11 protein-coding genes are annotated in these 12540 nt (G+C 44.2%); all 11 read left to right on the top strand.

Annotation, left to right across the window (positions count from 1 at the left end; genetic code table 11):
- Positions 1-28 precede the first annotated feature (28 nt).
- The 11 genes from IDJ76_RS04210 (at position 29) to IDJ76_RS04160 (ending at position 12534) form a co-directional block, all read left to right on the top strand.
- Positions 29-718, top strand: a complete 690-nt coding sequence (locus IDJ76_RS04210) for a class I SAM-dependent methyltransferase (protein ID WP_191161019.1) — start codon at positions 29-31, stop codon at positions 716-718.
- A 144-nt stretch (positions 719-862) separates the two neighbouring features.
- The gene (locus IDJ76_RS04205) at positions 863-1414 is read left to right on the top strand and encodes a hypothetical protein (protein ID WP_191161017.1); all 552 of its coding nucleotides are present in this window, start codon (positions 863-865) and stop codon (positions 1412-1414) included.
- 186 nt (positions 1415-1600) lie between these two features.
- A complete protein-coding gene (locus tag IDJ76_RS04200) occupies positions 1601-2533 on the top strand; it encodes a hypothetical protein (protein WP_191161015.1) in 933 nt (310 codons plus the stop codon).
- Positions 2534-2539: 6 nt separating this feature from the next.
- On the top strand, positions 2540-4084 hold the full coding sequence (locus IDJ76_RS04195; protein WP_191161014.1) for a phosphatase PAP2 family protein: 1545 nt from the start codon (positions 2540-2542) through the stop codon (positions 4082-4084).
- An 8-nt stretch (positions 4085-4092) separates the two neighbouring features.
- Complete coding sequence (locus tag IDJ76_RS04190; RefSeq protein ID WP_191161012.1) at positions 4093-4908, top strand: hypothetical protein; 816 nt, start codon at positions 4093-4095, stop codon at positions 4906-4908.
- A gap of 88 nt (positions 4909-4996) precedes the next feature.
- A complete protein-coding gene (locus tag IDJ76_RS04185; RefSeq protein ID WP_191161010.1) occupies positions 4997-6094 on the top strand; it encodes a hypothetical protein in 1098 nt (365 codons plus the stop codon).
- A 133-nt stretch (positions 6095-6227) separates the two neighbouring features.
- On the top strand, positions 6228-6695 hold the full coding sequence (locus tag IDJ76_RS04180) for a RidA family protein (RefSeq protein ID WP_191161008.1): 468 nt from the start codon (positions 6228-6230) through the stop codon (positions 6693-6695).
- 3 nt (positions 6696-6698) lie between these two features.
- Entirely contained in the window at positions 6699-7811 is a 1113-nt protein-coding gene (locus tag IDJ76_RS04175; RefSeq protein ID WP_317173940.1) for a D-TA family PLP-dependent enzyme, read from the top strand.
- Positions 7812-7832: 21 nt separating this feature from the next.
- On the top strand, positions 7833-8903 hold the full coding sequence (locus tag IDJ76_RS04170; protein ID WP_191161006.1) for a dipeptidase: 1071 nt from the start codon (positions 7833-7835) through the stop codon (positions 8901-8903).
- Entirely contained in the window at positions 8904-11510 is a 2607-nt protein-coding gene (locus IDJ76_RS04165; RefSeq protein ID WP_191161004.1) for an MGH1-like glycoside hydrolase domain-containing protein, read from the top strand.
- Positions 11511-11610: 100 nt separating this feature from the next.
- The gene (locus tag IDJ76_RS04160) at positions 11611-12534 is read left to right on the top strand and encodes a sugar phosphate isomerase/epimerase family protein (RefSeq protein WP_191161002.1); all 924 of its coding nucleotides are present in this window, start codon (positions 11611-11613) and stop codon (positions 12532-12534) included.
- Positions 12535-12540: the final 6 nt, after the last annotated feature.

The raw sequence follows: 12540 nt of genomic DNA, 5'->3' as shown, positions 1-12540 counted from the left end.
TTTCTTTGTCTGATAAAATAATACTGAATTGGAAGACGTATTCGGCCAGGCACTTCACGATCATTATGAAGGCATTCAAAAGCAAAAGCTCTGGATTTATAACCGGTATGGCCCGAAGGAGGAGATGCCGTTGGATGTTTATTTTCGGAATGAAGAGGAGATGCCCGACATGGAATTGCTGGCACTAAAAAACTGCTATGGCAAGGTGCTTGATATTGGGGCAGGGGCGGGCAGCCATACATTGATCCTGCAAAGATTGGGGCTCGAAGTAACGGCAATGGACATTTCGGGATTGGCCATTCAGATCATGAAAGCCAGAGGCGTTATAAACCCGATCGAGGCTGACATTTTTCAATTCAACACAGGGAAATATGATACGCTATTATTAATGATGAACGGTATCGGTTTAGCGGGTACCATTCAACAGTTTCGCTTGTTTTTAAAGCATGCCGATAAACTATTAAGCAAAGGCGGCCAGCTGCTATTCGATTCTTCTAATGTGGCTTATCTATATGATGACGTCCCTTACGGTGATACTTATTATGGTGAGATCGATTACCAGTATGCTTATAAAGGTTATAAAACCGATTGGTTCAAGTGGCTTTATATCGATATGGAGTTGTTGAGCTCAGTTGCGGCAGACGAAGGGTGGACAGTGGAGATCTTATTTGAAGATGACATGGATCAGTATCTGTGCAAACTAACCCGGGCAATTTAGAAAGATAAAACTTATTGTGCCGAAAATATCACATTGCACAACAAATGGCACAATTTGTTTTAATTTTTTGTAACTTTTTTGTTTTATATAAAAAAACTATATATTTACCGGGTATTGAGTTCCTAATCAATACCCCCTATTAGATTGAAACGTTTATTTGCAATGGTTTTGTTATGCGTGCACCTGTTTAATACGGGTGGCTATAACCTTATCTTCCAGTATTTCATTCATCAATCCGAGGTTCAAATGGTAAAAAACATCTACGAGAACAAAGTAGATGCCACTCAATTAGTTCAGATCAAGATCCCGATGCGTTCACCCGGTTTAAAAGACTGGACGGATTATGAGCATATACAGGGCCAGGTACAATTAAAAGATGCTTTTTATAATTATGTAGGTATGAAAATGACGCACGATACCATGTATTTGGTATGTGTGGCCAATGATGCTAAAACTAAATTGGTTAATGCCAATATTATAGTAGCCAAAAATGTTAGCGACGTACCGGTAAGCAAGAAAGGGCAGGAGCAAACTGTCAAGAAATCTGCCACCGGCTTTGAATGCAGCATCCCCGCTGCACACTACAAATTCGTAGCGTTTGCTAATGTTATCGAACCAAAAGAAAGCCCTATATCTATCGCTTTAACAGATCCTTACATCGAATCTCCGGGCAAACCGCCCACCTTCAGCGCTTAAAATATTTTTGATTTTAAGAATTATCCCTTACATTTTTTACTGTGCCCCGGCAATTGGGAAATAGTTATTCATCTTGCATTTACTCGGTTACATGGTACCCGGTAAAAAATGTAAAGGATATATTACTACATCTGTACTTGCATCATAAGCAGATGTGTAAGCTGATTTATCCCTATTTAACTTTATATGAAAAAATCTATACTTAGATATTTTACCGGCGTTTTTATGTGCCTTGTATTAACGCAAACCGTTAGTGCCCAAACAGAAAGCGATGCCATTATGATACCCAAAAACTACCTGTGCGCTGCCGGTATGTTTGCCCACAATAGCTGGGATCACTATTGGGAAGGTACCCTTAACCGTAATAATTTAAACCTTGGTACCGTTAGCAGCAATGTATACAATGTTGGTTTGGTTTATGGTTTAAGCAACCGCATTAACATTTCGGCTTTCGTACCTTATATTCAAACCAATGTATCGGCCGGTACATTAAGGGGTCAGCGTGGTATACAAGACATTAACCTTGCTTTTAAATGGATGGCCATACGTGAGCAAATTGGCAGCGGGTTATTTAGCTTTCATGCTATTGCAACCGGTTCTATCCCGCTGGGCAACTACCAGCCAGATTATCTCCCCCTTGCATTAGGTAGCCGTAGCCGTAGCATAGCCTTTCGCGGTTTGGTAAATTACCAGGTAGGCCGTTTCTTTGTTGCCGGAGCAGGGCAGTATGTGCACCGGGATAATATCACGATAGACCGCGACTCTTATTACACCACAGAAATGCATTACACTAACCAGGTAGCTATGCCAAACGCTTCCAATTTTTTAGTAAGCGCAGGTTTCCGCAGTTTGCAGTTAAATGTCGAAGCTATCGCTACCAAATACACCACATTAGGCGGCTTTGATATTACCCGCAACAATATGCCTTTCCCAAGCAATCGTATGAATGCTACAGCGGTAGGCGGTTTAGCCAAATATATGTTCCAGTCGATACAGGGCCTTGAACTGACCGCCCGATCAAGCTACGTAGTTGCAGGACGTAATGTGGGCCAAAACTTACAGGTATTTGGCGGCATAGATTACATTTTCTCTGTTAAGAAAGAAAAATCGGATAAATAGACAATCATGAAAAAAGCAATATTATATATAATCCCTTTACTGGTAGCCACAATCATTGGCTCATGCAAAAAGGATATTACCGAGCGCAACGCAGTTTACCCGGCATTGGCACCAGCTAATATCGACTTAAATGCAGACACCTGGGTACCGATCCTGACCGCTACCTCAACTTTCACAGTTGCAACCCCGGATGTTATTACTTCACCAAATTACCTGGCAGATGTTAACGAGATCAAGAGCTATCAAAAAAACATCACCGACGATCAAAAAGCGATTGTGAAGTATTGGAGCGCAGGCTCTGTCTTACGGTGGAACGAGATTTTACGTGAGTTAGTGGCTAAACACAACTTGCCACCATACCAAAAGGATGATGGCACTTATCCGTTCCCGAGTGCTGCTAACCCTTTAGCTTATCCGTTATTTCCGTTCTCCAACCCGCCTTATGCTGCGCGTGCTTATGCTTATGTAAGTGCAGCCCAGTACGATGCTTTGGTACAGGCATGGAAATTCAAAAAACAGTTTAACCGGGCGGCACCTTACACCAACGATGCAACAGTGCAAGCCTTAGTTCCTAAATCAGCATTACCGGCTTACCCAAGCGAGGATGCAGTTGTTGCCGGTGCTACCGCAAAAATGATGGAATTACTATTCCCCGGCGATCTGGATTACATCCAGCAAAAAGTGGCCGAAGAAAAACTTTACCGGTTAATAGCAGGAGCCAATACACGTTCTGACTGGGATGCAGGCGAAAACTTAGGCAAACAAGTTGCCAACGTGTTTTTAACCCGCGCACGCGGCGATAAAGCAGGTGCAGCTATCGGTACACAGGCAGATTGGACTGCATTTGAAACTACGGCTACAGCAGCAGGGCAAACGCCATGGATCAGTTTAGAGCTGCCAAAGCGTCCGCCAATGTTGCCTTTGTTCCCAAAAGTTACACCGTTCTTATTCCCTTCAGCAACGGTAGTAGCGCTACGTCCACCTGCACCTTATTCAACTACGTCGCCTGAGTTTAAGAAAGAGGCTGATGAGGTATTAACCATGAGTCAGAATTACAGCCGCGAGCATGAGCGCATTGTAAGCTTTTGGGCTGACGGTGTAGGTACGGTAACCCCTCCTGGGCACTGGAACTCTATAGCTGCCGAAGAATTTGCGAGACAAAACTACAGCGAGGTTCGCTGGGCACGTAATTTAGCCTTATTAAACATGGCCGAAATGGACGCAGCCATCGTTTGCTGGGATGCCAAGTATTTTTACTTTAACCCGCGCCCAACACAGATGTTTGCTAACATAAAAACGCTGACCGGTATACCTAATTTTCCATCATACACCTCCGGTCACTCTAACTTTAGCGGTGCCGCAGCTACCGTTTTAACCTACTTATTGCCTGACAGGGGAACCAAGTTTATGGATATGGCGCACGAAGCGGCTATGTCAAGATTATACGGTGCTATCCACTACCGTAGTGATTGTGAAGTTGGGTTACAAACAGGTGCTAAAGTTGGCGAGTATGCCATAGCACGGGCCAAAACAGACGGAGCGGGAAACTAAGACAAAGGATGAAAGCACTTACAACCGAGCAAAAAATCCATTACATATTACGCCTGGCCGTTGCCATGTGCTTTATAGGGCATGGCACCTTCGGTATTATTACTAAAGAAATTTGGTGTAATTATTTCGCGGTGTTTGGTATAGGTAAAAGCATGGCTTATACTTTAATGCCCTGGGTAGGTATTGTTGATATTTTATTGGGTGTAACTATGTTGATTTTCCCAATGCGCGCAATTGCCTTGTGGTTGGTATTTTGGGGGTTGGTTACAGCTTCCCTGCGCCCGGCATCAGGCGAGCCGTTTGCCGAGTTGTTAGAACGAGCGGGTAACTTTGGTGCACCGCTTGCGCTTCTAATTCTATCTGGCGGTTTAACTGGCTTTAAGCAGTTATTTTCAGTTATCAACCCAAATGAAAAGATTTCAGCTAAGGCGATGGAAAGTGTTGCCAACTGTTTAAAAGTTGTGGTGTTTTTATTGCTGATGGGCCATGGTTGGTTAAATATCATAGAAAAGAAAGGCCTGCTCAATCAATACGCATCGCTCGGCTTTTCGCACCCGGCTAAGGTGGCGATTTTTGCAGGAGTATTTGAAATTGCTGCTGCTTGTATGGTGCTCATTAAGCCTATCAGGTCGTTCCTCATCGTGTTATTCATCTGGAAGATTTCGACGGAATTATTTTATCCGCATTACGAGGTTTTTGAATGGATAGAACGCGGAGGTAGCTATGGTTCAATACTGGCACTTTGGTTTGCTCTTAAACAAGTTCCCGCTAACTCAATAATAAGTTTTCAGAAAGTTCTTCAGAACAACAAACTAAGTTTTTAACCAATTATAAATCCTGCCTTGCAGGTTGTGGTCGCTACTTGTCGTGCGGCTATAAATTTGATTTTTAACACTTTATTTCTACCATATCATGAAATTTTTTACAAAATTATTGGCGGTTATCGCCGTATATATACTTTTTAATAATAGCAATGTAAATGCCCAGGGCTGCGTCGCCATCAGGGGTAACGGTTCATTCCAGACAATGGATCACCCCATGCTGGATACCACCATCGCATCAGATAAAAGCTGGTATTTGACCGCTTCATACCGCTATTTCAAATCTTTTCGTCACTTTTCAGGCACCGCTGAGCAAAAACAACGTCAAGTGCTGGGAAACGAGGTAATCAATCACCAAAGCACAATCGATTTGGGCATCACACGCAATTTTGATCAGTTCTGGTCGGCTACTGTTGGTTTACCATACCTGATCAATACTCGGTCGTCTTTATATGAGCATGGCGGCAAAGAAAGGCATAGCTCATATTCCCACGGCATTGGCGATATGCGTATCGTTGTAAACCGCTGGTTATTTGATAGCCACAAAACACATAAAGGCAACATCCAGGTGGGTTTAGGAATGAAATTGCCTACCGGTAATTTTAACGCACAATCAACTTTTTATAATGTAACGCCTGCCGTTCGCCCGGTAGATCAGTCTATCCAGTTAGGCGACGGCGGCACAGGTATCATTGCCGAAGTGAATGGTTTCCTGAATTTTACCAGCAAGTTTAGCGGTTACACTAACCTGTATTATATGGCTAATCCACGTAATGTTAATGGCACCCGTACTTACCGTGAAACTTTGCGCGCTACCTTGGCTAATGAAGCTAATTCAAGCGTGCCCGATCAGTTCTTGGCGCGCTTAGGTGCTAACTACACTTTCCAGGGGCATAACAGTGCGTTAACCGTTTCTGGCGGCATGAGGTTAGAGGGCATCCCTGTTTATGATCTGATTGGTAAAAGCGATGGTTTCCGCCGCCCGGGTTACGTACTCTCAGCTGAACCATCTTTAAGCTACAGTTTGCGTAAGATCAACTTTTTTGCCAATGTGCCTATTGCTGTTAAGCGCGACCGCACACAAAGCAAAACTGATAAGGAAAATAGTATAGCAACGGGCACCCGTGTAATTGGCGATGCTGCCTTTGCCGATTACTCCATCAACTTTGGGGTATCGTTTAAATTGTAATACAGTTCTATCTTATATACAGTGTTTAATTAAATGGTTTGAAGCCGGGGTGGTTCCCGGCTTTTTTGCGTTTTAAATAGTTATGAATTGGATAGTTGCTGTAATTTCTGCCAACTCTTTATAGATTTACAAAATGAATACTGCTGAACAAAACTTCGCGGCACTGGGCCTTAACTTGCCCCCGGCGCCAAAGCCCCTGGGCGTTTATAAACCTTGTTTAATTGATGGAAAATACCTGTACCTATCAGGGCACGGTACCGTGCAGGATGATGGCACATTGATTATCGGCCGAATTGGTGCCGATATGACGCAAGAAGAAGGCAAACTGGCTGCCAGGCAGGTAGGTTTAGCCATGCTGGCCACTATCAAAGCTAACATTGGCAGCTTGGATAAAGTTAAACGGGTAATAAAGGTTTTAGGCATGGTTAATTGCACGCCCGACTTTGAGAAGCACCCGTTTATTATTAACGGTTGCAGCGAATTGTTTGCAAGCGTTTGGGGAAACGAAAATGGGATAGGCGTACGCAGCGCGGTCGGTTTTGGCTCGTTGCCTGATAACATCCCTGTGGAGATAGAGGCATTGTTTGAATTAGCCGACTAAACCGTGGAATTGACAGACTGGTATATCATTGATGATGTTGAGCAGTTGGATACCCCGGCATTGGTGGTATACCCTGATAGGGTAAAATATAACATCGAACTGGTCAAAACCATAATAAATGATTTGGATCGCCTGCGCCCGCATGTTAAAACGCACAAGAGCGCCGAGGTAACCCGGTTAATGCTACAGGCTGGTATCACCAAATTCAAATGCGCCACCATTGCCGAAGCCGAAATGCTGGGTATGTGCAAAGCACTTGATGTATTATTAGCTTATCAGCCCACCGGCCCAAAACTTCAACGCTTTATCAATCTGATAAATGCTTACCCGCAAACATCATTTTCATGCCTGGTAGATAATGCGGCTACAGCCAAATTAATTGCTGGCGAAGCTGTTGCCAACAACATACTAATTAACATTTATATCGATCTCAATATCGGCATGAATCGTACAGGGATATTGGCAGAGCAAGCCTTTGAGCTTTATAAACAGTGTGCAGATCTTCGAGGCATTCACCTGATGGGCTTGCATGCCTACGATGGGCATATTCACGACAGCGATTATAAGCTTCGTGAGCTACGGTCTGAAGAGAGTATGTTGCCATTATATGACTTAATGGAAAAAATAGCTCAACAAGGTTTAAAAGCACCGGTATTGATCTCGGGCGGATCCCCAACGTATCCGATAATGGCTAACAAACCAGATTTGGAATGCAGCCCCGGAACATTTGTTTATTGGGACAGGGGCTATCAATTAGCATTTGCAGAGCAACCGTTTCAAACTGCCGCGCTTATTATTGCCCGGGTTATCTCTCTGCCTGATGATGGCAGGATCTGTATCGATATCGGCCATAAATCGGTGTCTGCCGAAAACGATATCACCAAACGCATTTATTTCTTGAACGCACCTGAACTGGTTTTCATCGGTCAAAGCGAAGAGCATTTGATTGCAGATGCAGGTATCAACCACACTTACAAAGTTGGTAATGTATTATACGGGTTGCCTTATCATATTTGCCCTACCATTGCATTGTACGAACGGGCAATCACCATTGAAGATCACCGGATTATGGGCGAGTGGAAAAACATTGCGCGCGACCGGAAGTTAACCATCTAAATTACGACTAACCCTGACAAGATGTTTATAGTAGATGCTCATTTAGACCTCAGCATGAATGCCCTTGAATGGAACCGCGATCTGCAGTTGCCTGTTGCTGACATTAACCGACAGGAGCATGGACTAACTGATAAACCGGATAGGGCAAAAGCAGTGGTATCGTTACCTGAATTGCGTAAGGGGAACATAGGTTTGGTGGTGGCCACACAAATTGGCAGGTATGTTGCACCCGGCAACAACTTGCCCGGTTGGCATTCGCCGCAACAAGCCTGGGCCCAAACTCAAGGGCAATTGGCCTGGTACAAAGCGATGGAAGATGCGGGGCAGATGATCCAAATTACCAATCTGCAAGCACTTGAGGCGCATTTGACTCTTTGGGCTAACAATATAGATAAAGCAGAAAAGCCTGTTGGTTATATTTTGAGTTTAGAGGGTGCTGACTCTATTGTTGATGTAAGCTACCTGCAAATAGCGTATGATAACGGCTTAAGAGCCTTAGGACCGGCGCATTACGGACCGGGAAGGTATGCTAACGGAACAGACGCTACCGGTAAAATGGGTGTAGCGGGCTTGGCTTTATTAAAAGAGATGGAACGGTTGAACATTATTTTGGATGTAACTCATTTATGCGATGATGCCTTTTGGCAGGCATTAGATAACTTTAACGGCGCTATTTGGGCAAGCCACAATAATTGCCGCGCTTTAGTAAACCATAACCGCCAGTACAGCGATGAAATGATAAAGGCACTGGTTGACCGCGGTGCTGTGATAGGTGCTGCACTGGATGCCTGGATGATGGTACCAAATTGGGTCCGCGGGCAGTCCACACCGCGCCAAATGAATTGCAACCTGGAGGTGATGATAGATCATATTGACCATATTTGCCAGATAGCAGGTGACGCATTGCATGTGGGGATGGGTACAGATCTGGATGGCGCTTTTGGCAGGGAACAATGCCCATATGACCTGGAAACTATTGCCGATTTACAAAACGTGCCGCAATTATTAAAAAAACGTGGCTATACCGGAACTGACGTTGAAAACATGATGCACGGAAATTGGTTACGTTTTTTAAGAAACACTTGGAAATAGATGGCAAAATTGGGTAATGAGCAGGAACGGCTAACACAAACCGGTTGGAAAAAATGGGGGCCATACGTAAGCGACCGCCAATGGGGCACTGTTAGGGAAGACTACAGTGCTGATGGTGATGCATGGAGCTATATTACGCATGATATGGCCCGCAGTAAAGCCTATCGCTGGGGAGAAGAGGGTATAGCAGGAATTTGCGATAGGGAACAGCAACTTTGCTTCGCTATTGCACTTTGGAATAAAAAAGATTCGATTTTAAAGGAACGTTACTTTGGTTTAAGTAACGCTGAAGGTAACCATGGCGAGGATGTGAAAGAATTGTATTACTATCTTGACAATACGCCCACTCATTCGTACATGAAAATGCTGTACAAATATCCGCAGCAGGCCTTTCCATACAACCAGTTATTAGCAGAGAGCAACAAGCGCGGGCTCGGCGAGCCGGAATATGAGCTCATGGATACGGGCATATTTAACAACGACGAATACTTTGATGTATTTATAGAATATGCCAAACAAGATACCGACGATGTCCTGATTAAAATAACCGTTAACAACAGGGGTAAAGAGGAAGCCGCTGTAAATGTACTGCCGACTTTGTGGTTTCGCAATACCTGGGATTGGGGATATGACGACGCTAAACCCGAATTGTCTGCTGTTAATGATAACCAGATCAAGATTGGCCATAAAACTTTAGGTGAGCTATACTTATCGGCAGAAGGTAAGGCCGACGCTTTGTTCTGCGGTAATGAGACTAATATTAAACGCTTCAGTAATTTTGATAACGGCGACCGTTTTTATAAAGACGGCATAAACGATCACATACTATATGGTTCGGAAACCGTCAATCCCGGTAAAACTGGCACTAAGGCAGCATTTAATTATGATTTAAACATACCGGCGGGGCAAAGCATAACTGTCCGCTTGCGGTTAAGTGAAAGTGCCGCTGACAGTTTTGACGGTTTTGACGAAACTTTTACAGCCAGACAAAAAGAGGCTGATGAATTTTATACATCCCTGCAGCCGTCTGCCAATGAAGATAAAGGGCGCATCCAACGGCAGGCGTTTGCGGGTATGCTTTGGAACAAGCAGTTTTATTACTACAATGTGCATCAATGGTTAAACGGCGACCCTGCCGAACCGGCACCGCCATCAGGCCGCAAAACCGGCCGTAACAGTAAATGGGGACACTATAATGCGTGCGACATTATCTCTATGCCGGATAAATGGGAGTATCCGTGGTTTGCCGCCTGGGATCTCGCTTTCCATTGTATCCCCCTGGCAACTATTGATATGGCTTTTGCCAAAAGGCAGCTGAGCCTGTTATTACGCGACTGGTACATGCACCCTAACGGACAGCTACCTGCCTACGAATGGGATTTTGGTGACGCCAACCCGCCCGTACATGCTATGGCTACCTGGAAGATTTATCAACTAGATAAAGAAACCAATGGCGGCAAAGGGGATATCTTCTTTTTGGAACGCAGTTTCCATAAACTGATGCTCAACTTTACCTGGTGGGTAAACCGTAAGGACGAGGTGGGCAATAATATATTTGAAGGTGGATTTTTAGGCCTGGACAACATCGGTGTGTTTGATCGTAATATGCGTTTTAGTAACGGAACGCACCTGGAACAAGCAGACGGAACAAGCTGGATGGCTATGTATTCGCTTAACTTGCTGCGCATTGCAACGGAGTTGGCAGAAACTAATAAGGCTTATGAAGATATTGCCTCTAAATACTTTGAACACTTTATTTATATTGCCGGGGCTATGGCCAGCCTGGGCGCAGGGGGAGATGACGGACTTTGGGATGAGGCTGATGGCTTTTTTTATGACCAGCTCCGCTTTGGGGATGGTAGCGCCCAAAAAATGCGCGTAAGAAGTATAGTTGGCCTCATACCGTTATTTGCGGCTGAGGTGCTGGATAAATCGGACATTGCCAATAATTCTATATTTAAGGGCCGGATGGATTGGTTTACGGCTAATCGCCCTGACCTGGCGCATCTTGTATCGCGCTGGAACGAGGAAAGTAAAGGTGGTAAACATTTGATAAGCCTGTTACGCGGCCACCGCATGAAAGCGATATTGCGATACATGCTGGATGAGAACGAGTTTTTGAGCCCGTACGGCATCCGCTCCTTATCAAAATATCACCTCGATCATCCGTTCAGTATAAAAATGGGTGAGAACGAGTTTGGGATCAGATACATCCCTGCCGAAAGTGACAGCCGGATGTTTGGCGGCAATAGTAACTGGCGGGGCCCGGTTTGGGTACCTATTAATTACCTGATCATACAAAGCCTTAATAACTTTTATGAGTATTACGGAGACGACTTAACGGTGGAATGCCCGGTAGGATCGGGGCAAATGATGAATCTAAAGGAGGCTGCCAATGAGATCTACCGCCGCGTTTCGAATCTTTTCATTCGGGATGAAAATGGATATAGGGCGGCAGGTGGCAATAATACCAAAGTACAAACGGACCCTAACTTTAAAGATCACATCCTTTTTTACGAGTATTTTGATGGAGATACAGGCAAGGGCCTTGGTGCCGCACATCAAACAGGGTGGACAGGGTTGGTAGCGAATTGCCTATATCATTAAAGCTTTAACTGTTTAATGCGTTTAATTGACACATTAAATTCTTTGAATTCAAATTAATTGGTTTAGATTTACCTAACCAGTTACCAATAAACCAATTAAAATGAATTTAAACCGACGCAAATTTTTGCAAAATACGGGTGCGCTTGCACTTGGCAGTTTGGCGATGTCAACCAGTGCTGCTGATCTGTTAATGGCTAAACACACCGTAGGTATCCAGTTATTTACGTTTTTTAATGTAATGGATGCCGATGTTAAGGGCACTTTGACCCAGGTAGCTGCTGCGGGATACAAAGATATTGAATCTGCTTTCAGCAAATTGGGCGGCTATTACGGGATGCCACCTAAACAATTTAAAGCGATGATCAATGATTTGGGGATGTCATGGAAATCGCATCATGTGTTGGGTGCTCCTTTTAAACTCCCTGCAGGGACAAAAATGCCCGAAGGGCCTGATGGTAAACCGATGGTTTTGCCGGTGATGAAAAACCTTACCTCAAACATGCAGCAGTTAGTTGATGAAGCTGCAGAAGGTGGCATAAAATATCTGGTTTGTGCCAATATACCTACCGAAACCTTAGAAGATGTTAAAGCAGCTATCCCTATCCTAAATAAAACCGGCGAAACTGCTCAAAAGGCGGGCATGCAGTTTTGCTATCACAACCATGATGCAGAATTCAAAACAATTGACGGGAAAGTGCCTTATGATATTTTTTTAGCAGAAACCGACTCGAAGATGGTTAAAATGGAACTTGACCTGGCCTGGGCTGTTAAAGCAGGTAAAAACCCTGTCGATCTGTTTAAAGCACACCCGGGGCGTTTCCCGCTGTGGCATGTAAAAGATTTGGATGCTTCAAGAGAAACTATACTCCCTGTAGGCAGCGGCACTATTGATTTCAAGCCAATTTTCGCAGCAGCGTCAATTGCAGGGATGCAAAATTTCTTTGTAGAACACGATATGCCTAAAGACCCATTCGCAAGTATGAAAGAAAGTATCGCTTACGTAAACAAAAACCTTAACGTTTAAGGCATT

The organism is Mucilaginibacter glaciei (genome assembly GCF_014773245.1).
In the GTDB taxonomy this organism is placed as follows: domain Bacteria; phylum Bacteroidota; class Bacteroidia; order Sphingobacteriales; family Sphingobacteriaceae; genus Mucilaginibacter; species Mucilaginibacter glaciei.
This window is presented reverse-complemented; position numbering and strand designations above follow the sequence as displayed.